23 protein-coding genes are annotated in these 19,662 nt (G+C 66.4%); 9 read left to right on the top strand and 14 right to left on the bottom strand.

The genetic code is table 11. The features are described 5' to 3' along the window. Positions 1-2 precede the first annotated feature (2 nt). On the bottom strand, positions 3-1,040 hold the full coding sequence (locus VBO01S_RS08460) for a DUF1176 domain-containing protein (RefSeq protein ID WP_062472992.1): 1,038 nt from the start codon (positions 1,038-1,040) through the stop codon (positions 3-5). After that, on the bottom strand, positions 1,037-2,269 hold the full coding sequence (locus VBO01S_RS08465) for a pyridoxal phosphate-dependent aminotransferase (protein WP_062472994.1): 1,233 nt from the start codon (positions 2,267-2,269) through the stop codon (positions 1,037-1,039). Before VBO01S_RS08465 ends, VBO01S_RS08460 begins: the two co-directional genes overlap by 4 nt. A 100-nt stretch (positions 2,270-2,369) precedes the next feature. On the opposite strand from VBO01S_RS08465, the gene VBO01S_RS08470 reads away from it, so the two are divergent. The 8 genes from VBO01S_RS08470 (at position 2,370) to VBO01S_RS08505 (ending at position 8,098) form a co-directional block, all read left to right on the top strand. Beyond that, positions 2,370-2,753, top strand: a complete 384-nt coding sequence (locus VBO01S_RS08470; RefSeq protein WP_062472996.1) for an Mth938-like domain-containing protein — start codon at positions 2,370-2,372, stop codon at positions 2,751-2,753. A 144-nt stretch (positions 2,754-2,897) separates the two neighbouring features. After that, the gene (locus VBO01S_RS08475) at positions 2,898-3,374 is read left to right on the top strand and encodes a peroxiredoxin (RefSeq protein ID WP_062472998.1); all 477 of its coding nucleotides are present in this window, start codon (positions 2,898-2,900) and stop codon (positions 3,372-3,374) included. A gap of 217 nt (positions 3,375-3,591) precedes the next feature. Beyond that, positions 3,592-5,394, top strand: coding sequence for a PhoH family protein (locus VBO01S_RS08480; RefSeq protein WP_062473000.1), 1,803 nt, complete (start codon positions 3,592-3,594; stop codon positions 5,392-5,394). 155 nt (positions 5,395-5,549) lie between these two features. Then, positions 5,550-5,924, top strand: coding sequence for a VOC family protein (locus VBO01S_RS08485; RefSeq protein WP_062473002.1), 375 nt, complete (start codon positions 5,550-5,552; stop codon positions 5,922-5,924). Between the two features lie 6 nt (positions 5,925-5,930). Further along, positions 5,931-6,380: an EVE domain-containing protein gene (locus VBO01S_RS08490; protein WP_062473004.1), complete on the top strand. Its 450-nt coding sequence runs from the start codon at positions 5,931-5,933 to the stop codon at positions 6,378-6,380. Positions 6,381-6,423: 43 nt separating this feature from the next. Further along, positions 6,424-6,873: a GyrI-like domain-containing protein gene (locus VBO01S_RS08495; RefSeq protein ID WP_062473006.1), complete on the top strand. Its 450-nt coding sequence runs from the start codon at positions 6,424-6,426 to the stop codon at positions 6,871-6,873. Continuing rightward, positions 6,870-7,349: an MGMT family protein gene (locus VBO01S_RS08500; protein ID WP_062473008.1), complete on the top strand. Its 480-nt coding sequence runs from the start codon at positions 6,870-6,872 to the stop codon at positions 7,347-7,349. The genes VBO01S_RS08495 and VBO01S_RS08500 overlap by 4 nt, the downstream gene beginning before the upstream one ends. After that, positions 7,349-8,098, top strand: a complete 750-nt coding sequence (locus VBO01S_RS08505; protein WP_062473010.1) for a helix-turn-helix transcriptional regulator — start codon at positions 7,349-7,351, stop codon at positions 8,096-8,098. The genes VBO01S_RS08500 and VBO01S_RS08505 overlap by 1 nt, the downstream gene beginning before the upstream one ends. Before the next feature lie 15 nt (positions 8,099-8,113). On the opposite strand, the gene dnaB is transcribed toward VBO01S_RS08505, so the two are convergent. The 7 genes from dnaB to ppsA form a co-directional block, all read right to left on the bottom strand. Continuing rightward, on the bottom strand, positions 8,114-9,520 hold the full coding sequence (dnaB, locus tag VBO01S_RS08510) for a replicative DNA helicase (RefSeq protein WP_062473012.1): 1,407 nt from the start codon (positions 9,518-9,520) through the stop codon (positions 8,114-8,116). A 172-nt stretch (positions 9,521-9,692) separates the two neighbouring features. After that, complete coding sequence (gene rplI / locus VBO01S_RS08515) at positions 9,693-10,145, bottom strand: 50S ribosomal protein L9 (protein WP_056583114.1); 453 nt, start codon at positions 10,143-10,145, stop codon at positions 9,693-9,695. Positions 10,146-10,160: 15 nt separating this feature from the next. Further along, positions 10,161-10,442 (bottom strand): 30S ribosomal protein S18, encoded by a 282-nt coding sequence (gene rpsR, locus VBO01S_RS08520; protein ID WP_007830781.1) that lies wholly within the window; start codon positions 10,440-10,442, stop codon positions 10,161-10,163. Positions 10,443-10,463: 21 nt separating this feature from the next. Next, positions 10,464-10,778 carry a primosomal replication protein N gene (priB, locus tag VBO01S_RS08525; RefSeq protein WP_062473014.1) on the bottom strand — a complete coding sequence of 105 codons (315 nt, stop codon included), beginning with the start codon at positions 10,776-10,778 and terminating at the stop codon, positions 10,464-10,466. A gap of 4 nt (positions 10,779-10,782) precedes the next feature. Then, the gene (gene rpsF, locus VBO01S_RS08530; RefSeq protein WP_062473016.1) at positions 10,783-11,157 is read right to left on the bottom strand and encodes a 30S ribosomal protein S6; all 375 of its coding nucleotides are present in this window, start codon (positions 11,155-11,157) and stop codon (positions 10,783-10,785) included. Positions 11,158-11,273: 116 nt separating this feature from the next. Then, on the bottom strand, positions 11,274-11,732 hold the full coding sequence (locus VBO01S_RS08535) for a hypothetical protein (RefSeq protein WP_062473018.1): 459 nt from the start codon (positions 11,730-11,732) through the stop codon (positions 11,274-11,276). Positions 11,733-11,946: 214 nt separating this feature from the next. Then, positions 11,947-14,343 carry a phosphoenolpyruvate synthase gene (gene ppsA, locus VBO01S_RS08540; RefSeq protein ID WP_062473021.1) on the bottom strand — a complete coding sequence of 799 codons (2,397 nt, stop codon included), beginning with the start codon at positions 14,341-14,343 and terminating at the stop codon, positions 11,947-11,949. A 193-nt stretch (positions 14,344-14,536) separates the two neighbouring features. Here ppsA and ppsR point away from each other — a divergent pair, with 193 nt between their 5' ends. Then, a complete protein-coding gene (gene ppsR, locus VBO01S_RS08545; RefSeq protein ID WP_062473023.1) occupies positions 14,537-15,358 on the top strand; it encodes a posphoenolpyruvate synthetase regulatory kinase/phosphorylase PpsR in 822 nt (273 codons plus the stop codon). Positions 15,359-15,399: 41 nt separating this feature from the next. On the opposite strand, the gene VBO01S_RS08550 is transcribed toward ppsR, so the two are convergent. The 5 genes from VBO01S_RS08550 to VBO01S_RS08570 are packed head-to-tail and all read right to left on the bottom strand — an operon-like array spanning position 15,400 to position 19,641. Beyond that, positions 15,400-16,200 carry a heme ABC transporter ATP-binding protein gene (locus tag VBO01S_RS08550; protein ID WP_062473025.1) on the bottom strand — a complete coding sequence of 267 codons (801 nt, stop codon included), beginning with the start codon at positions 16,198-16,200 and terminating at the stop codon, positions 15,400-15,402. After that, a complete protein-coding gene (locus VBO01S_RS08555) occupies positions 16,197-17,234 on the bottom strand; it encodes a FecCD family ABC transporter permease (protein WP_062473027.1) in 1,038 nt (345 codons plus the stop codon). The genes VBO01S_RS08550 and VBO01S_RS08555 overlap by 4 nt, the downstream gene beginning before the upstream one ends. Beyond that, the gene (locus VBO01S_RS08560) at positions 17,231-18,139 is read right to left on the bottom strand and encodes a heme/hemin ABC transporter substrate-binding protein (RefSeq protein WP_062473029.1); all 909 of its coding nucleotides are present in this window, start codon (positions 18,137-18,139) and stop codon (positions 17,231-17,233) included. Before VBO01S_RS08560 ends, VBO01S_RS08555 begins: the two co-directional genes overlap by 4 nt. Positions 18,140-18,172: 33 nt before the next feature. Further along, entirely contained in the window at positions 18,173-18,559 is a 387-nt protein-coding gene (locus VBO01S_RS08565; RefSeq protein WP_062473030.1) for a VOC family protein, read from the bottom strand. After that, positions 18,556-19,641, bottom strand: a complete 1,086-nt coding sequence (locus tag VBO01S_RS08570; RefSeq protein ID WP_062473033.1) for a hemin-degrading factor — start codon at positions 19,639-19,641, stop codon at positions 18,556-18,558. The genes VBO01S_RS08565 and VBO01S_RS08570 overlap by 4 nt, the downstream gene beginning before the upstream one ends. Positions 19,642-19,662 lie beyond the last annotated feature (21 nt).

Genomic DNA, 19,662 nt, shown 5'->3' on the forward strand with positions numbered 1-19,662 from the left:
GTTCATGGTTTGGATGGGGTGAGAGACGGTGCTGTGGCGTCCACGAGGCGGCTGACGTAGCGCGGCAGGCTCCAGGCGCCGCCCGCGAAGCCGCGGCACATGCCGTCGCCGTTCGCACTGGTGCGCACGAAGGTCGTGCCGTTGAAGTGCCAGGTTTCGCTCGACCAGCAGTCGCCGATGCCGCGGCCCTTCATGGAAGAGGTGACGCTGGCGTCCTTGTCGTCGAACTCGCCGCTCGCTTCGAGCGACACGGGCGCATAGGGCGGCTTGTCGTTGGCGGTCCAGAGCAGCGTGGTGTAGTTGTACGCGCCCACGCCGCAGCCCAGCGCCAGAAGCACCTTGCGGTCGCTCAGGCGGTGAACCTCCACCGACCTGGCGTTGACCTGGTCCTGGTTGTTGCACTGCTCGCGCGCGTCTTTCAGGTCGAGCGACGGAAAGATGCGCGCGGCCAGCGCGTCGTCGCCAGGCCGCGCCTTCGGCGGCTTGACCACATGGACGACGGGCATGGGCACCGGCGGCAGCACGGAAGATTCGGGCTTGGCGCCCTTGCGCACCAGCGCACCCGGGGTGCCGACGCGGCCTTGTGCTTCGTCCATTTTCAGCAGCACGGCGTTGAGGCCGGCGAGCGACAGCGTCCACTTCTTGCCGCCGTTGGCAGTGACGGTGGCGTCGTCGCTCTTGAGCAGCTCGGGCAGCACTGCGCGGATCTGGCCCTGGTCGAAGCTGGCGGTTCCCGCGTCGAGGCCGGACAGGGCGGCCTTGCCGACCTTGAAACGCAGCGGCCCCTTGGCACTGCCGTCATCGCCGATCTGCAGTTGAATATCGAGGGCCGTGTTCGGCCCGGCCGCGCGGGTGATCAGCATCGACACCTGTTGGTGCTCCCCGCCGTCTGCCTGGTAGCCGGCGGCGCGGCAGGTCAGCGTGTTGTCGCAGACCAGTTCCCAGTCGTTGTGCGAGAACGAGACCGGATCTTTCTTCCCGGCCGCGCCGACAGACAGTGCGCCCAGCAAGAGCGCGGCAGCGACGCAGGCGGATTTCATGGTCCCGTCTTGCGACGCAACCGGTACTGCTCCAGGAACTTGGCGATGCGGTTGATGGCCTCGCGCAAGTCGTCTTCATGGGGCAGGAACACGATGCGGAAGTGGTCCGGCGTGGCCCAGTTGAAGCCGGTGCCCTGCACCAGCATCACACGGGTTTCCTTCAGCAGCTCGAGGAAGAACTGGCGATCGTCCGCGATCGGATAGACCGCGGGGTCGAGCTTGGGGAACATGTAGAGCGCGGCGCTGGGCTTGACGCAGCTCACGCCCGGAATGGCGGTGATCAGTTCGTAGGCCAGGTCGCGCTGGCGGCGCAGGCGCCCGCCTTCGCACACGAGGTCGTTGATGCTCTGGTAGCCGCCGAGCGCCGTCTGGATCGCCCATTGGCCCGGCACGTTGGCGCACAGGCGCATGTTCGAGAGCATGTTCAGGCCCTCGATGTAGTCGCGTGCGCTGCGCTTGTCGCCCGACACCACGAGCCAGCCGGCGCGGTAGCCGCACGAGCGGTAGCTCTTGGACAGCGAATTGAAGGTCAGCGTGAGCACGTCGGTCGACAGGCTGGCGATGGCCGTGTGCTTGACGCCGTCGTACAGCACCTTGTCGTAGACCTCGTCGGCGAAGATCACGAGGCCGTGCTCGCGGGCGATCTCGACGAGGCTCTTGAGCAACTCGTCGGAATACAGCGCGCCAGTCGGGTTGTTCGGGTTGATGACCACGATGCCCTTGGTGCGCGGCGTGATCTTGGCGCGGATGTCGGCCAGGTTCGGCATCCAGCCGTTGTCCTCGTCGCACAGGTAGTGCACCGGCGTGCCGCCCGACAGACTCGTGGAGGCGGTCCACAGCGGGTAGTCGGGGGCCGGCAGCAGCAGCTCGTCGCCGTCGTTGAGCAGCGCGTTGGTGGACATGGCGATCAACTCGCTGGCGCCGTTGCCCAGGTAGATGTCGTCGAGCGTGACGCCCGCGATGCCCTGCTTCTGGGTCTCGTGCATCACGGCCTTGCGCGCCGCGAAAACGCCCTTGCTGTCCGAGTAGCCCGCCGAGGTCGGCAGGTTGCGGATCATGTCCTGCTGGATCTCCTCAGGCGCATCGAAGCCGAACACGGCCAGGTTGCCGATGTTGAGCTTGATGATCTTCTGGCCTTCTTCCTCCATCTGCTTGGCGGCGTCCATGATGGGACCGCGGATGTCATAGAGGACGTTGGCCAGCTTGGCCGATTTCTTGAGCTGCTTCAAAGGGGCCCTCCCGGGCGGGTTTACTCGAAGGTCAAAGGCCCCTGCGGGCCTCGTGTCACTAGGGAAAACCTATAATTTGACCACAGTTCCCAGTGCCCCGATGAAGCTCCAGCCCGACAAATCCGACGTCCAGACCCTCACCGCACACGGCCCCGGCTGGGTCGCGATCAACAACGAAAAGGTGGAGGGCAGCGTGGTCGTGGGTTCGCGTGGCGAACGCTTTGCCTGGGATTGCACGCGTTTCGACCAGCTGGGCCCCGAACAATTCGCGCAATTGGCGTCGTTGGGCGCGGAATTGGTCATTTTCGGCAGCGGCAACCGCATCCGATTTCCCCAGCCCGCATGGCTGCAGCCCCTGATGGCGCAACGCACTGGCGTGGAGACCATGGACACCCCGGCAGCCTGCCGCACCTACAACATCCTGGCCGGCGAAGGCCGGCACGTCATCGCCGCCCTGCTCGTCGAGAGCCCGGCGGGTGGCTGAGAGAGGGGTTTTCGAGGTAAAATACCGGGTTGCGAACCGGCCAGCTACCCCAAGTTAGCAACGACCAATCCTCCGTTCATCGAGCAAGCCCGAAAAAGGCTGAGAGGGCTCGGAGAACGGAATCTAACGGAGAAAACAAGTTTCATGGCGATCGTTGTCAACAAACCCATTCCTGAATTCGACGCCAACGCCACGGGCGGCATCAAGGTTTCGAACACCTCGCACCTCGGCCACGTCATGGTCATGTATTTTTACCCGAAAGATAACACTCCGGGTTGCACGACCGAAGCGATGCAGTTCCGCGACCACTACAAAGACTTCGAAAAAGCCGGTGCCACGGTCTTCGGCGTGTCGCGCGACAACATGAAGTCGCACGACGAATTCAAGGCCAAGCTCGAACTCCCCTTCGAACTGATTGCCGACACCGAAGAAAAAATGTGCCACATGTTCGGCGTGGTCAAGAACAAGATCATGTACGGCAAGAAGGTCAAGGGCATCGAGCGCAGCACTTTCCTGATCGGCGCCGACGGCATCCTGAAGGCCGAATGGCGCGGGCTCAAGGTTCCAGGCCATGTCGAAGACGTCCTCAAGGCCGTCAAGGCACTCAAGAAGGCCGCCTGATCGCGCCGCAAGGCACCGGGCGTGCGCTTTTGCATCAAGTCGTGGGAATTGCCCCACGCGGTGTGCAAAGAGCCTCTGGTGCGTCTTTTGCGGTGTGCATAATGGCCTCATGCCGTTGAGCTCCACGACCGCATCCTCCGAACGAAGCCGCCTGGGTCTACAGGCGGCTTTTTCGTTTTCCGGCCCTCCTCTTTCTTCCTTGCGAGCGACCTGACCCATGCCATTGCCTCCCGCCCCCACGAAACGCGCCGCATTGCTCTCGCCGGACGCCATCGACGCACCCGCCCGTCCCTCGCACAGAAACTCGCGCCGTTCCGGCGATTCGCGCGACGACGCCCCCGCCAAGAGCGGACCGCAGCCGCTGGAGCTGTTCGACAACCTCGGCACGGAAGGCGGCGGCGATGCGCCTGTCGCCCGCCCGGCACGCCGCGCAAAAACCAAGGCTGCACCCGCCCCGGCACCCACGTCGGCACCGGTGAGCGCACCGCAGCAACAACAACCCGCGATGGTGCAAGTCGAGACGCGCGTGCCCACGCCCACCCCGGCAGCCGCCACGCCTATCGCGGCGCCCCAGCAGGCCCCGGCACGCCCCAAGCGCAAGTCCACCGGCCCCGCCAAGCTGTTCGTGCTCGACACGAACGTGCTGCTGCACGACCCGATGTGCCTGTTCCGCTTCGAGGAGCACGACATCTTCCTGCCGATGATCGTGCTGGAAGAGCTCGACGGCCACAAGAAGGGCACGACCGAAGTCGCGCGCAACGGCCGCCAGACCAGCCGCACGCTCGACGCGCTGGCCGCCGCGCAGGACGCAGACATCGACAAGGGCCTGAAGCTGGACACCACCGGCCACCGTGAAGCCGGCGGGCGCCTCTTCTTCCAGACCGCCCCGCTCGACTACTCGCTGCCGATCAGCCTGCCCCAGGGCAAGGCCGACAACCAGATCCTGGGCGTCGTGCACGCGCTGCGCGACGAGTACGCCAAGGACCGCCCGGGCAAGCCGAAGCAGGAAGTGGTGCTGGTGTCCAAGGACATCAACATGCGCGTCAAGGCGCGCGCGCTGGGCCTGGCCGCCGACGATTACCAGAACGACAAGACGCTGGAAGACGGCGACCTGCTCTACGCCGGTTCGCTCGCCCTTCCGCCCGACTTCTGGACCCGCCAGAGCAAGACGGTCGAAAGCTGGCAAAGCGGCAGCAACACCTTCTACCGGATCAGCGGTCCGCTGGTGCCCAACCTGTACATCAACCAGTTCGTCTTCTTCGAGGCGCCCGGCGAGCCGAGCATGTACGCGCGCGTCACCGAGATCCGCGACAAGACCGCGGTGCTCAAGACGCTCAAGGACTACAGCTCGGGCAAGAACGCGGTCTGGGGCGTGAACACGCGCAACCGCGAGCAGAACTTCGCGATGAACCTGCTGATGGACCCCGAGATCGACTTCGTCACGCTGACCGGCACGGCCGGCACCGGCAAGACGCTGATGGCGCTGGCCTCCGGCCTCACGCAGGTGCTGGACGACCGCCGCTACACCGAGATCATCATGACCCGCGCCACGGTGAGCGTCGGTGAAGACATCGGCTTCCTGCCCGGCACCGAGGAAGAAAAGATGGGCCCCTGGATGGGCGCACTCGACGACAACCTCGAATTCCTGGCCAAGGGCGACGGCGGCGGTGCCGGCGAGTGGGGCCGCGCGGCCACCAACGAGCTGATCCGCAGCCGCATCAAGGTCAAGAGCATGAACTTCATGCGCGGCCGGACCTTCCTGAACAAGTACGTGATCATCGACGAGGCGCAGAACCTCACGCCCAAGCAGATGAAGACACTGATCACCCGCGCCGGCCCCGGCACGAAGATCATCTGCATGGGCAACCTCGCGCAGATCGACACGCCCTACCTCACCGAAGGCTCGTCGGGCCTGACCTTCGCGGTCGACAAGTTCAAGGGCTGGCCGCACGGCGGGCACATCACGCTGGCGCGCGGCGAACGCTCGCGCCTGGCCGATTTCGCAAGCGACGTGCTCTAGATTCATCGGCTCCGGCCGACACAAGCCCGCGCATGCTCCCAGAGCATCGCGGGCTTTTTTTCGCCCGCCATGACAGGCTACTGACAAGACGTTGTCAGGAGGCGGCTCGCACCATCCAGGCTCCTTCCAACGCAACGAACGAAAGAGAGCACTTCATGACCACCCATGCCATCACCTGGTTCGAGATTCCGGTCGCCAACCTGGACCGCGCCCAGGCCTTCTACGAAACCGTGCTCGCGCGCAAGCTGCGCCGCGAAGACTTCGGCGGCAACCCCCTGGCCGTGTTTCCCTACGATGACCCCGCCACCGGCGGTGCACTGAAGCCCGGCGCCAACACCAGCGCGCAGGCGGGCAGCGGCATCCGCGTCTACCTCGACTGCATGCCCAGCATCGATGCCGTGCTCTCGCGCGTCGAAGCGGCCGGCGGGCAGATCGTGGCCCCCAAGTCGGCGCTGCCGCCGGGCATGGGCTTCATCGCCCACCTGCGCGACACCGAAGGCAACGAAGTCGGCCTGCACGCCCCCGCCTGAGACACCATGGCACAACGCAACTGGATTGCGGTCGCCAGCGCCGAGCACGCCCGGCGCGGCCGGGACCACCGGCCGCTCGGGTTCATGCAGGTGGGCCACGGCAAGCTCGCGCCGCTCAAGCGCGTGGCGGCGGGCGATCGCGTGGCCTACTACGCACCGGCCACGGTGTTCGGCGGCACGGACAAGCTGCAAAGCTTCGTGGCGCTGGGCATCGTGCAGTCGGGCGATCCGTACGAGTTCGACATGGGCAACGGCTTCGTCCCGTGGCGTCGCGACGTGGCCTACGTCGCCGCACACGAGGCGCCCATCGCCCCGCTGATCGAACGCCTCGCCTTCATCGAAACCCCGAAGCAATGGGGCTACAAGTTCCGCTTCGGCCTGTTCGACATCACCGACATCGACATGAAACTGATCGCGCAGACGATGAAGGCCGAACCGAAGGCGCTCCTGTTTTGAGCGCTTTCGCCCTCCTCATCCGCCACTTCCGGAGAAAAAACGCATGGACCCCATCCGCCAACACCACGACGCCTTCCGCGTCTGCGGCCTCACGGTACGCACCACCAACCGCGAAGAGATCGACCCCGCCACCGCACGCATCGGCGCGCTGTGGAACCGCTTCTTCGGCGAACAGACCTACGAGTCGACGCCGCACCGCACCAGCGACACGCGCATCTTCAGCGTCTACTCCGCCTACGAATCGGACGCGCACGGCGCCTTCGACATGACGGCCGGCGTCGCCGTCTCGGATGGCGCCAACAGCGTCGCCATCGAAGCCGGCGACTACCTCGTGTTCAGCGGCCGCGGCGAGATGCCGCAGATGGTGATCGCCACCTGGCAGCGCATCTGGCAGTATTTCGAGGCGCACCCGGAAATCGTTCGCCGCTACCGCAGCGATTTCGAAGCCTACGAGGGGCCGGACGCAGTGGCGATCCACATCGGAGTCTCATGAGCACACGCAAGGGCTGGCGCGACAGGCTGGCCGGCTACCCGAACCTGCCGAACGTGAAGGCCATTCCCCCGGCCATGCGCGCGCGGCATGGCGAGGGCACCATCGCCACGCCCTCGCCCGCCGAGGTCGAGGAGGCCATGCGTGGCGTGCCCGAAGGCCGGCTCGCGACCGTGCTCGGCATCGGCGAAGACATCGCGGCGCGCCACCAGGCCACCATCGGCTGCACCGTGACCACGGCCATCTTCGCCTACATGGTGGCCCATGCCACCGAGGAAGCCATGACGACCGGCGCCGGTCGCACGCCAGGCACACCGTACTGGCGCACGCTCAAGATCGGCGGCGAGCTCAACCCGAAGTACCCGGGCGGCATCGAGGCCCAGATGTCGCGGCTCGAGGCCGAAGGCCACACGGTGGTCCAGCGCGGCAAGCGCTACTTTGTCGAGGACTTCGCCAGGAAGCTCGTCGGAACGCGTTGATGCGACGCGCCGACCGCCTCTTCCAGCTCGTGCAGCTCATCCGCGGCCGCCGGCTCACCACGGCCGCCTTCCTGGCGCAGCGCCTGGAGGTGTCGGAGCGCACGGTGTACCGCGACGTGGCCGACCTGCAGCACCAGGGCGTGCCGATCGAGGGCGAGGCCGGCGTCGGCTATCGGCTCGGCGCGGGCTTCGAGCTGCCGCCGCTGATGTTCACGCAGGACGAAGCGTCGGCGCTCGTGGCCGCCGCGCGCATGACCCAGAGCTGGGTCGATCCGGCGATGGCGCGCAACATCGAAACCGGCCTGGGCAAGATCCTGTCGGTGCTGCCACCGGCGGCGCGCGTGTCGGCCGAGGCGCTGGCGTTGTATGCGCCCGCGCTCGGTCTCGACGACGCCCTGCGCACCCGGCTGCAGACGCTGCGCGAGGCCGTGCAGGCGCACCAGAAGCTGCGGCTGCACTACCGCGACGTCTCGGGCGATGCCAGCGAGCGCACGGTGCGTCCGCTGGGCTGCTTCTACTGGGGCAAGGTCTGGACGCTCTCGACGTGGTGCGAGCTGCGCAACGATTTCCGCGGCTTCCGGGTCGACCGCATGGAGACCGTGGAGGTGCTCACCACGCGCTTCCAGGACGAACCCGGCAAGACGCTGGCCGATCTGCTGCGGCAGGTGAAGGCCGAGGCACAGCGCCACAAGGTGTGGGAGCAGAAGCCGCCGGCCTCGATGTCCGAGCCTGGCAGCGACGCCGGCTGACGAGCTGCCCTGCGGTCAGTACTCGTCGTTGTTGCTGTAGCCGACGAGGTTCTCGAACTTGGTGATCGGCTTCAGGAAGGCCAGTTTCACCGTGCCGGTCGGGCCGTTCCGGTGCTTGCTGATGATCACCTCGGCCACGCCCGGTTCCTTCGACTCCTTGTTGTAGTAGTCGTCGCGGTAGATGAACATGATGATGTCCGCGTCCTGCTCGATGGCGCCGGATTCGCGCAAGTCGCTCATCATGGGGCGCTTGTCGGTACGCGCTTCCACGCCGCGGCTGAGCTGCGACAGCGCGATCACCGGGCACTTCAGTTCCTTGGCCAGCATCTTCAGGCCGCGCGAGATTTCACCCACGGCCGTGGCGCGGTTCTCGTCGCCCGAGCTGCTGGTGGACATGAGCTGCAGGTAGTCGACCACGATCAGGCCGAGGCGCCCGTACTGGCGCGCCAGCCGGCGCGCATTGGCGCGCAGTTCGCTGGACGAAAGGCCCGGCGTCTCGTCGATGTGCAGCGACACCGTGCGCAGCTTCTCGATGGCCTCGGTCAGGCGCGGCCACTCCTCGTCGCTGAGCTTGCCGGTGCGCAGGTGGCCCTGGTCGATGCGACCGATGGAACCCACGATACGCACTGCCAGCTGGGCGGCGCCCATTTCCATCGAGAACACCGCCACCGGCAGCCCCTCTTCGAGCGCCACGTGCTCGGCGATGTTGATCGCCAGCGAGGTCTTGCCCATCGACGGACGCGCGGCCAGCACGATCATGTCGCCCGGCTGCAGGCCCGAGGTCATCTTGTCGAAGTCGTTGAAGCCCGTGCGCACGCCCGTGATGTCGTTCGGGTTCTCGGCCATCTCGGTCACGCGGTCGAGCAGCTCGACCACCAGGGAATCCATGCTCTGGAAACCCTGCTTCATCCGCGTGCCTTCTTCGCCGATGTTGAAGATCTTCTGTTCGGCTTCGTCCAGGATCTTGTCGACCGGCTTGCCCTGCGGATTGAAGGCGTTGGTGGCGATCTCGTCGGCGGCGGTCACGAGCTTGCGCAGGATGGAGCGCTCGCGCACGATCTCGGCGTAGCGCCGGATGTTGCTCGCGCTCGGCACGTACTGCGCGAGCGAGTTCAGGTAGACCAGCCCGCCGATGTCGTCGGCCTTGCCCAGGTTCTGCAGCTGCTCGAAGACCGTGATCACGTCGGCCGGCTTGCTGGCATTGATCAGCCCGCCGATGGCCGCGTAGATCAGCTTGTGCTCGTGGCGGTAGAAGTCGCCATCGACCAGCAGGTCGCCCATGCGGTCCCAGGCGCCGTTGTCCAACAGCAAGCCCCCCAGCACGCTGGATTCGGCCTCGATGGAGTGAGGCGGAATGCGCAATTGCGCGATCTGGCGGTCGGCCGACGAATCATTGTCGGCATAGGAGAAAACGGCGGACATGGACTTCCCTTGCAACCCTGCATGCTAAGCCGCGCAGGGCGCGGCGTGTGTGGACAAGGTTGTTAATAAACAGTGAACTTCCGGTGCGGCGAGGTGGACAACTCGCGCGCAGAAAAGAAAAAGCCGCCCGAAGGCGGCTTTCTTACGTCAGCGCACCGGGCGCTGTGAACGATCAGGCGGTTTCGCCGTAGACCGTGACGGTGATCTCGACGACCACGTCGGTGTGCAGCGAGACGCTCACGGTGTTGTCGCCAACGACCTTGATCGGGCCGTTGGGCAGACGCACTTGCGACTTGGCAACCTTGTAGCCTTGCTTGTTCAGCTCTTCGGCGATGTCGCCGTTGGTGACCGAACCGAACAGACGGCCGTCCACGCCAGCCTTTTGGGTCAGCTTGACGGTCGAGCCGGCGAGCTTCTCGCCCTGGGCTTGCGACTCGGCCAGCTTGGCGGCCGCAGCCTTTTCGAGTTCGACGCGCTTGGCTTCGAATTCGGCCTTGTTGGCAGCGGTGGCGCGACGGGCGCGACCCGAGGGGATCAGGAAGTTGCGTGCGTAGCCGTCCTTGACCTTGACGATGTCGCCCAGGCCGCCGACGTTCAGAACCTTGTCCAGAAGAATGATTTGCATGGTGTGTGCTCCTTCTTAGACGCGGTGCTGGTCGCTGTACGGCACCATGGCCAGGAAGCGCGCGCGCTTGATGGCGGTGTTCAGCTGACGCTGGTAGATCGCGCGCGTGCCGGTCAGGCGTGCGGGGATGATCTTGCCGTTTTCGCTGATGAAGTCACGCAGCGTGTCGATGTCCTTGTAGTCGATTTCTTCGACGCCAGCGACGGTGAAACGGCAGAAGCGCTTGCGCTTGAACAGCAGCGACTGGGTGTTGCGCTTCGGGCGCTTGTCTTTGTTGAATTTCTTGAACGTGGCCATTGGGGGACCTCTTGTCGAAAATTAATCTTGCTGAAAATCCTGGATGTGCAGGACCGGATGCTTGCCGTTGCCCGGTGTCGCGAGAAACCCCTGGAATCGCCAGAGACTTCCCATCGACTGCGCTGCGAGCCGCTCGGCGATGGCGCCGAACGCAACGGCCTTGAGGGCCGTCTTCACCTGCCGGGGCTTTCCCGCCTCCTGGAGCGTCGACTCATGGTCGAGCTTCAGATCGAGGGCGGGCAGGCCGGCTGGCGTGTATCGCAGGGTTCCGAGTTCGGCGACAGAGGCGGTCAGCAGAAGCTGGTTGACCCCGGTCGCCGCAGCGGCAGCCGTCACGCCATCAGTTGTTGTTGGCGGCGTATTCGGCCTGCTGGGCCTTGCGGGCCTCTTCGCGCTCGACCGTCTTCATCATCGACGAAGGACCGGTGTCGGCCTTCTTCTTCTGAACGGTCAGGTGACGCAGCACGGCATCGTTGAACTTGAACGCGTGTTCCAGTTCACCCATCACGGCTTGTTCAGCTTCGATGTTGACGCACAGGTAGTGGGCCTTGTTGAGCTTGTTGATCTGGTAAGCCAGCTGACGGCGGCCCCAGTCTTCAACGCGGTGGACCTTGCCGCCGCCGGCCGTGATCAGGCCCTTGTAACGCTCCAGCATGGCCGGAACTTGTTCGCTCTGATCCGGGTGGATGAGCAAGATGATTTCGTAGTGACGCATGGCACTCCTTGTGGATTCTTCCGTGGAAGAGGAAAAGCCACCCGCAGCGTCGGGCGCGGTATGGCAAGGCAAAGCCGGCGATTATAGCCCTGTCTTGCGCGATCCGGCAAGGCACCTCAGTCGTTGAGGGCCTTGTCGAGGGCAGCGGCCTTCTCCGGGCCCACGGCGGCACGGATCTTGGGCGCCAGTGCCAGGAGGTCTTCGTAGCTGGTCGTACCTTCGACCTGGAGGTTGAGCCGGAAGCCCATCAGGCCCAGGCTGCCGGTCAGCTGGGTGGCAATCGGATACGCGTCCTTGTAGCGCTGCTGCCGGCTGCGGCCGGAAGATGCAACAGGCGCCGGGGCCGCCGAAACTGCGGGCGCCACGGCTGGCGGCTGGCCGGCCAGAGGCGCCAGCAGGCCCAGGGCGACCATCTGCTCGACCTCTTCGCGCCCGATGCCCAGCCCTGAGGCCAGCACGTCGTCGATCGAGCGCTTGCCATCGAACTGGATGAAGGCCGAGCGCTGGCGCGGCGTCAACGGCACCGAGCGGTCCTTGAGGACCTGCTGTCCGGCTTCCGTCTTGACAAGAATCATGGGGGTCTCCGGCGAAGTGCTGACACAGGCCCTGACGGGCCCGCATCACCTCAGGCAGGCAGCCGGATTGCGCCGCCTGCGAATGTCACGAGTCTGACACCGGAAACGCACTTTGTTTCATTTGCACAGGCAGGCACGGGGGGAATCCCCCATGGGGATTTCCGCCATTCGTCGCGCTGCACCACGCGGCGGGGCATGCCCGCCGCGCGCAGGCTCAGCCTCTTTGGGCCAGCTGCTGCCAAGTGTCGATCACGCTGTCCGGGTTCAGCGAGATCGATTCGATGCCCTGCTCCGCCAGCCACAGCGCGAAGTCCGGGTGGTCGCTGGGGCCCTGGCCGCAGATGCCGACGTACTTGCCTTCGGCCTTGCAGGCCTTGATGACGCGGCTCAGCAGTGCCTTGATGGCCGGGTCGCGCTCGTCGAAGTCGGCCGCCAGCAGCTCGAGGCCGGAGTCGCGGTCCAGGCCCAGCGTGAGCTGGGTCAGGTCGTTCGAACCGATCGAGAAGCCGTCGAAGAACTTCAGGAACTCTTCCGGCAGCACGGCATTGCTCGGCACCTCGCACATCATGATCAGCTTGAGCGCGTTCTCGCCGCGCTTGAGGCCATGCTCGCCCAGCAGCGTGGTCACGCGCTCGGCCTGGCCCAGGGTGCGCACGAAGGGCACCATGATCTGCACGTTGGTCAGGCCCATGTCGTTGCGCACGCGCTTGAGCGCCTCGCACTCCATGGCAAAGGCTTCGCCGAAGTCGGCGCTCAGGTAGCGCGCCGCGCCGCGGAAGCCCAGCATCGGGTTTTCTTCTTCCGGCTCGTAGCGGCTGCCGCCGATCAGCTTGCGGTACTCGTTCGACTTGAAGTCCGAGAGGCGCACGATGACGGGCTTGGGCCAGAACGCAGCGGCGATGGTCGCGACGCCCTCGGTCACCTTGTCGACGTAGAACGCGCGCGGCGAGGCATGGCCGCGGGCCACCGACTCGACGGCCTTCTTCAGGTCGTTGTCGACGTTCGGGTAGTCGAGGATCGCCTTCGGGTGCACGCCGATGTTGTTGTTGATGATGAACTCAAGGCGGGCCAGGCCCACGCCGTGGTTCGGCAGCTGCGCGAAGTCGAAGGCGAGCTGGGGGTTGCCCACGTTCATCATGATCTTCAGATCGATCTCGGGCATCACGCCGCGCTGCACTTCGGTCACTTCGGTCTCGAGCAGGCCGTCGTAGATGAAGCCGGTGTCGCCCTCGGCGCAGCTCACGGTGACGAGCGTGCCGTCCTTGAGCAGGTCGGTGGCGTCGCCGCAGCCGACCACGGCCGGAATGCCGAGTTCGCGCGCGATGATGGCCGCGTGGCAGGTGCGACCGCCACGGTTGGTGACGATGGCGGCGGCGCGCTTCATCACCGGTTCCCAGTTGGGGTCGGTCATGTCGGTGACGAGCACGTCGCCGGCCTGCACCTGGTCCATTTCGCTGATGTTGTGCACGATGCGCACGGCACCCGTGCCGATCTTCTGGCCGATGGCACGGCCTTCGGCCAGCACGGCGCCCTTGCCCAGCAGCTTGTAGCGCTGCTCGGCCTTGCCCTGCTGCTGGCTCTTCACCGTTTCAGGACGCGCCTGCAGGATGTAGAGGTGGCCGTCGGTGCCGTCCTTGCCCCACTCGATGTCCATCGGGCGGCCGTAGTGTTCTTCGATCACCAGCGCGTAACGGGCCAGTTGCTCGACGTCGGCGTCGCTCAGCGAGTAGCGGTTGCGCTGCTCGGCCTTGACGTCGGTGGTCTTGACCAGCTTGCCGCTCGCCTTTTTCTCTTCGGGCGTGGCGAACTCCATCTGGATCAGCTTGGAGCCGAGATTGCGGCGGATGACGGCCTTCTTGCCGGCCTTGAGGGTCGGCTTGTGCACGTAGAACTCGTCAGGATTCACCGAGCCCTGCACCACCGTCTCACCCAGGCCGTAGCTCGAAGTGATGAACACGACCTGGTCGAAGCCCGACTCGGTGTCGATGGTGAACATCACGCCGGCGGCGCCGAGGTCGGAGCGCACCATGCGCTGCACGCCGGCCGAGAGCGCGACCACGTCGTGCTCGAAGCCCTTGTGCACGCGGTAGCTGATGGCGCGGTCGTTGTAGAGGGAGGCGAACACCTCCTTCATCTTGTGCAACACGTCGTCGATGCCGACCACGTTCAGGAAGGTTTCCTGCTGGCCGGCGAACGAGGCGTCGGGCAGGTCTTCGGCGGTGGCCGAGGAGCGCACGGCGAACGAAGCGGCGGGGTTGCCGGCGCTCAGCGTGGCGAAAGCCTCACCGATGGCTTTCTGCAGGTCGGCCGGGAACGGCTGGGCTTCGACCATGGCACGGATTTCGGCGCCGGCCGCAGCCAGGGCGCGCACGTCTTCGGTGTCCAGCGCAGCCAGGCGCTTGCTGATCTTGTCGGCCAGGCCGTCGTGCGCCAGGAACTGGCGGAACGCGTGGGCCGTGGTCGCAAAACCGGTCGGCACGCGCACGCCCTGTGGCAGCTGCGAGATCATTTCGCCGAGGCTGGCGTTCTTGCCGCCAACCGACTCGACGTCGGTCATCCTCAGGTTTTCAAATGGCACGACCAGTGCGGTCGCCTCGAAAAGTGCAGACATGGGGAAGCTCCAGAAGTTGAAACCGGCGCTGCATGCAGACGGCGCAGCACGATCGTTGTCGTTGCTTTGGGTGCGGTCGCGGTGTGCATGGAAAGAATTCGAGGGGGTGGGGAAAGCGGATTCCCGATAATGGCCCGGATTGTAGGCGTGGCAGGTCGCGCGCGCCGCAGGACTCCGCCGCAAAAGCAACACCATGCATACACGCACCGTTTTCTTCGTCTCCGACGGCACCGGCATCACCGCCGAAACCTTCGGCAACGCCGTTCTGGCCCAGTTCGAGATGAAGCCGCGCCACGTGCGGCTGCCGTTCACCGACACAGTCGACAAGGCGCACCAGGCGGTGCGGCAGATCAACCATACGGCCGAGGTCGAGGGCGTTCGGCCCATCGTCTTCACCACACTGGCCAACATGGACGTGCTTGGCGTGATCGAAACCGGCTGCAAGGGCATGCTGCTCGACATGTTCGGCACCTTCGTTCGGCCGCTCGAAATCGAACTGGCCATGAAGTCGAACCACCGCATCGGCCGCTTCAGCGACGTCAGCAAGAGCAAGGCCTACAACGACCGCATCGCGGCCATCGACTTCAGCCTGCAGCACGACGACGGCCAGAGCCACCGCGACCTGGAAGGCGCCGACGTGATCCTGGTCGGCGTGAGCCGCAGCGGCAAGACGCCCACCTCGCTCTACCTGGCGATGCAGCACGGCCTGAAGGCGGCCAATTACCCACTGATTCCCGAAGATTTCGACCGCCGCCAGCTCCCGCCGGCGCTGAGCCCGCACCGGAAGAAGATCTTCGGCCTGACGATCCAGCCCGAGCGGCTGAGCGAGATCCGCAACGAGCGCCGGCCCAACTCGCGCTACGCCAGCCTGGAGAACTGCCGCCACGAAATCAGCGAGGCCGAGGCCATGATGCGGCGCGCCGGCATCCGCTGGCTCTCGACGACCACCAAGTCGATCGAGGAAATCGCCACCACGATCCTGCAGGAGCTGCGGCCGGAGCGGCTGGTCTACTGATTTGCTATCTTTTCAGTAGCAAACACCGCCCACCCGACGGACTATCCGAACAGATACTGCGTGACGCCGTCCGTGCCGGTCACCGGCTGGCAGGGCATGCGCCAGACGGCCTCGATCAGCGCAGGCTGCAGCACCTCGGCGGTCGCCCCCCGGCGCAGGCCGTCAGGCGCACCCAGCACCACCACCTCGTCGGCATAGCGCCGCGCCAGGTTCAGGTCGTGCAGCACCGCCACCACACCCACGCCCCGCGCCGCCCAGGCGCGCAGCAGACGCATCGCCGAATGCTGGTGCGCAAGGTCGAGCGCGGCGGTGGGCTCGTCGAGCAGCAGCCACCGGCTCGCGCCGTCGGGGCGCGGATGCCAGAGCTGGGCCAGCGCCCGCGCCAGGTGGACCCGCGCCTTCTCGCCGCCCGACAGCGTGTTGAGGATGCGCGGCGCCAGCGCCGTGACGTCGGTCAGGGCCATCGCCTCGGCCATGATCGCGTCCTCGTCGCGGGTCGGTGTGCGGCGGTGTGGGTAGCGGCCGAGCGCGACGATGTCCTGCGCCGTGAAGTCGAAGGCGACCGCGCTTTCCTGCGGCATCAGGGCCCGGCGCAATGCCAGCGTGGGTATGCCGTGGTCTGACAGCGGCCGGCCGTCGAGCGTCGCCCTGCCCTGCGTCGGCTCGCGCTGGCCGGCCAGCACCGACAGCAGCGTCGACTTGCCCGCGCCGTTCGGGCCGAGGATCGCGGTCACGCGGCCCGGCGCCAGTTCGACCGACGCGTTGGTCAACAAGGTCTTGGCGCCGATGCGCACCTCGACGCCGACGCACGCCAGCGTCCCATTTCCCGTCGCCGTCGTCATACGCGCCCCCTGAAATGCCGCAGCATCAAGAGGAACATCGGCACGCCGATGAAAGCCGTGAGCACGCCCAGCGGCAGTTCGGCCGGAGCCATGACGGTGCGCGCCACCGTGTCGGCCGCGAGCACCAGCGCCGCGCCCAGCAGCGCCGAGGCCGGCAGCACGACGCGGTGGTCGGGCCCGGCCACCATGCGCACCCAGTGCGGCGCGATCAGGCCGATGAAACCGATGATCCCGGTCGTGGCCGTCACCGCGCCCACCGCCACCGCGGTGATGACCACGGCACGTCGCTTGGTGCGTTCCACGTCCACGCCGAGCAGCGCCGCCTGCGCCTCGCCGAGCGCGATGGCGTTCAGGGGCGAAGCGAGCGATGCCGCGGCCCAGCACGAGAGCAACACCGCCACGCCCACCAGGATGACCGCGCTCCAGCGCGCACCGCCCAAGCTGCCCAGCAGCCAGAACTGCAGGCTGCGCAGTTGCTCGTCGGTCGCCATCACGCTCAGCAGGCCGAGGCCGGCGCCGGCCAGCGCGTTGATCGCGATACCTGCCAGCAGCATCAGCGCCATGCGCGTGCCGCCGTCGTTGCGCGACAGGCCGTAGATCAGCAAGGTCACGACGAAGCCACCGCCGAAGGCCATGAGCACCAGCGTCCAGCTGCCGAGCGTGCGCGGCAGCATTGGCCAGAACGAGGCGCCCAGCACGATGGTGACGCCGGCCGCCAATGCCGCGCCGCTGCTGATGCCGATCAGCCCCGGGTCGGCCAGCGGATTGCGGAACAGCCCCTGCATCAGCGTGCCCGCCATGCCGAGCCCCGCACCCGCCGCCACGCCGAGAACCAGGCGCGGCAAGCGGATGTTGAGGAAGACGAGGTGCTCGGGCGACTGGCTGCTTGCACCCAGCCCCAGCGAGGTCAGCACGTTCCACAGCTGCGAAAGACTGATGGCGTAGGCACCCGACACGGCGCCCACCGCGAGGGCCGCGACGAGCAGCACCGCGCTGCCGCAAAGCACGGCACGCGCCCCGAAGCGCTGGCTCATGCGAGCGCGGCCCGGAACTTGTCGTGCAGTTCGCCGATGGCGGCCGGCAGGCGCGGGCCAAAACCCAGCAGCAGCAAGGCGTCCTGCGTGATGAGCGCACGCTTCTTGTACGCCGGCGTGAGCGCCAGCTCGGGCCGCTGCCAGAAGCGCTCGACGCCGCCGTGCGCCTCGATGCTCTGCGTGCTTGTGAGGATGATGTCGGGCGCCGCACTGGCCATGGCCTCGGCCGTCATCGGTCGGTAGCCGTGGAAGCCGCCCAGCGCATTCACGCCGCCCGCGAAGCCGATCACCGCATGCGCCGCGGTCTTCTCGCCGGACACCTGCGGGCTCGCGCTGTGCGACAGCACGAACAGCACCTTCGGCTTGCGGCCCTTCGCGCCGCCGATGCGCTGCAGGACCTGCGCCCATTCGGCATCGAGCCGGCCTTGCAACTCACGCGCCTGTGCTTCCTTGGCGGCAGCGCGACCCACGGCCTGCACCTTGCGCTGCACTTCGCCCCAGCTGTGATCGGCTTCGATGATCTCGACCTTGACGCCGGCCGTGCGAATCTGGTCGAGCACGACGGTCGGGCCCGACTCGTTGGTCGCGATGATCGCGTCGGGCTTCAGCGAGAGCAGCCCTTCGGCCGACAGCTGACGCATGTAGCCCACCTTGGGCGTGGCACGCGCCGCAGCGGGAAACAGGCTGGTCGTGTCGGTGCCGACCAGCTGGCCTTCGGCGCCGAGCGCATAGACCACCTCGGTGATCGCACCGCTGACCGTGACCAGCCGTGGCAGCCGCTTGCTGTCCTGTGCGAACGCGGGCCATGCGCCCGCGCCGAGCGCTGCAGCAGACAGCAGGCGCAGCGCATCACGGCGACGCGGCACGGAAGAAGAAAGAAAAGAGGAATCTCGTTGGTCAGTCATGGGGTCACGGACAGCGAAAGAGAAAGATGCGCGTCAGCCGCGCCGGGGAATGTTGTGCGCGATGCGCCAGAGCACACCGGTCGGGTCGGTCAGCGTGAAATCGACCATGCCCCACGGGCGCTCGGCGGGCGGCGTGGTCTGCACTGCGTAGCGTTCGGTCAGCCGCTGCGCCTGCACGCGGTCCCACCAGGCCAGCGCGTCGTCGACGAGCAGATGCATCATGAAATTCTCTGCATGGGTCTGGACGTAGAAGTCCTGCAGCAGGAAGCTGCTCTCGCCACAGAAGAAGTAAGCAATGCCGTCCTCGTTCGAGGCCAGCGTGAAGCCCAGGTCCTGGTAGAAGGCGATGGAGAGCGCGAAGTCTTTCGCCGGCACGAAGGCCTTGATCTCAACCACGCCCGGAACGGCGTCGGCACTCATCGCGCTTGCACCTCAGAGGTGGCCAGGCGCGAGAGCTTGGCCACGATCTCGCGCCACTCCGTGCGCTCGGGCACGCCCGGCTTGCGCGCACCGAAGAACATCGCCATCAGCTCGCCCTCGCCGTCGAAGGCTTCGACCGAAGTCACGATGCCGTCGCTGGTCGGCTTCTGGACGATCCACACGCTCGCGATGCGGTCTTCGCGCAGGTGCAGGTTGAAGCCGGGGTCGAGCACGTTGAGCCACTGCATGCCGTGCATCTCCATCGGCTCGATGCGCACGACCGGCCCCGAGTGGATCTGGATGCAGCCGGGGCTGCCGACGAACACCATGATCGGCGTGCCGTCGAACGAAGCCTCGAGCAGCAGCTCGCGCACGGCGCTGGTCTCGCCGCGCTGCGTGAACTCGCCTTCGGTGAGGCGAAAGCTCTGCTGGCGCTCCACGTCGAACTTGTTGAGCAGGCCGAAGAATTCGTGCGTGTCCTGCATGCCGCGCCAGGCGTCGGCCAGTGCGACCGCATCGATGGCGCTGTCGTCGCGCGGCGCCGCCTTCTTCTCGGCGGGCGCGAACTGCACGGGTTCGTCGGTTGCGGCGGTGTAGGTGTCGATGACCGACTGGAACGCATCGCGATCGGTCGCGTCGCGCACGAAGATCTTGTGCACCGCCACGCCCTGCGGATTGAAGAACTGCAGGCTCAGCGACGGCGGCACGCCGGCATTGGCCGCCGCCTCGCTGACCGCGAACCCTGCATGCCAGCGGCTGAAGAACAGGCGCAGGTCGATGACCTCGCCCAGCGCGAGCCCCATCGCGTCGCTGCCGGACACCTTCTCGTAGACGCCGGTCTTCTCGTGCACCGTGGTCTCGTTGCGGGTGAGCGCCAGCACGGGGCCGCACAGCTCCAAGGCTTGCAGCAGCTCGACCCACGGGCCCTCCAGCCGCGTGGCGCGCAGCGCCTTGTCGTGTGCGCCCGTGTGTGCCGCAATGGCGGCGCCTTCGCTCAGGCCCATGGCCGCGGCCGCGTCCTTGTGGCGCATGCCCTTGGCGCGCAGTTCGGCGAAACGGGTGCGGATGTCTTCGGCATTCATCGGGTGTCCTTTGTTGTGAGG

It is taken from the genome of Variovorax boronicumulans NBRC 103145, from assembly GCF_001591345.1.
In the GTDB taxonomy this organism is placed as follows: Bacteria; Pseudomonadota; Gammaproteobacteria; order Burkholderiales; family Burkholderiaceae_C; genus Variovorax; species Variovorax boronicumulans.

Coding starts and splice junctions, on each gene's coding strand:
- VBO01S_RS08460 (WP_062472992.1), bottom strand. CDS start 1,040: ATGAAATCCGCCTGCGTCGCTGCCGCGCTCTTGCTGGGCGCACTGTCT.
- VBO01S_RS08470 (WP_062472996.1), top strand. CDS start 2,370: ATGAAGCTCCAGCCCGACAAATCCGACGTCCAGACCCTCACCGCACAC.
- VBO01S_RS08475 (WP_062472998.1), top strand. CDS start 2,898: ATGGCGATCGTTGTCAACAAACCCATTCCTGAATTCGACGCCAACGCC.
- VBO01S_RS08480 (WP_062473000.1), top strand. CDS start 3,592: ATGCCATTGCCTCCCGCCCCCACGAAACGCGCCGCATTGCTCTCGCCG.
- VBO01S_RS08485 (WP_062473002.1), top strand. CDS start 5,550: ATGACCACCCATGCCATCACCTGGTTCGAGATTCCGGTCGCCAACCTG.
- VBO01S_RS08490 (WP_062473004.1), top strand. CDS start 5,931: ATGGCACAACGCAACTGGATTGCGGTCGCCAGCGCCGAGCACGCCCGG.
- VBO01S_RS08495 (WP_062473006.1), top strand. CDS start 6,424: ATGGACCCCATCCGCCAACACCACGACGCCTTCCGCGTCTGCGGCCTC.
- VBO01S_RS08500 (WP_062473008.1), top strand. CDS start 6,870: ATGAGCACACGCAAGGGCTGGCGCGACAGGCTGGCCGGCTACCCGAAC.
- VBO01S_RS08505 (WP_062473010.1), top strand. CDS start 7,349: ATGCGACGCGCCGACCGCCTCTTCCAGCTCGTGCAGCTCATCCGCGGC.
- dnaB (WP_062473012.1), bottom strand. CDS start 9,520: ATGTCCGCCGTTTTCTCCTATGCCGACAATGATTCGTCGGCCGACCGC.
- rplI (WP_056583114.1), bottom strand. CDS start 10,145: ATGCAAATCATTCTTCTGGACAAGGTTCTGAACGTCGGCGGCCTGGGC.
- rpsR (WP_007830781.1), bottom strand. CDS start 10,442: ATGGCCACGTTCAAGAAATTCAACAAAGACAAGCGCCCGAAGCGCAAC.
- rpsF (WP_062473016.1), bottom strand. CDS start 11,157: ATGCGTCACTACGAAATCATCTTGCTCATCCACCCGGATCAGAGCGAA.
- VBO01S_RS08535 (WP_062473018.1), bottom strand. CDS start 11,732: ATGATTCTTGTCAAGACGGAAGCCGGACAGCAGGTCCTCAAGGACCGC.
- ppsA (WP_062473021.1), bottom strand. CDS start 14,343: ATGTCTGCACTTTTCGAGGCGACCGCACTGGTCGTGCCATTTGAAAAC.
- ppsR (WP_062473023.1), top strand. CDS start 14,537: ATGCATACACGCACCGTTTTCTTCGTCTCCGACGGCACCGGCATCACC.
- VBO01S_RS08550 (WP_062473025.1), bottom strand. CDS start 16,200: ATGACGACGGCGACGGGAAATGGGACGCTGGCGTGCGTCGGCGTCGAG.
- VBO01S_RS08555 (WP_062473027.1), bottom strand. CDS start 17,234: ATGAGCCAGCGCTTCGGGGCGCGTGCCGTGCTTTGCGGCAGCGCGGTG.
- VBO01S_RS08560 (WP_062473029.1), bottom strand. CDS start 18,139: ATGACTGACCAACGAGATTCCTCTTTTCTTTCTTCTTCCGTGCCGCGT.
- VBO01S_RS08565 (WP_062473030.1), bottom strand. CDS start 18,559: ATGAGTGCCGACGCCGTTCCGGGCGTGGTTGAGATCAAGGCCTTCGTG.
- VBO01S_RS08570 (WP_062473033.1), bottom strand. CDS start 19,641: ATGAATGCCGAAGACATCCGCACCCGTTTCGCCGAACTGCGCGCCAAG.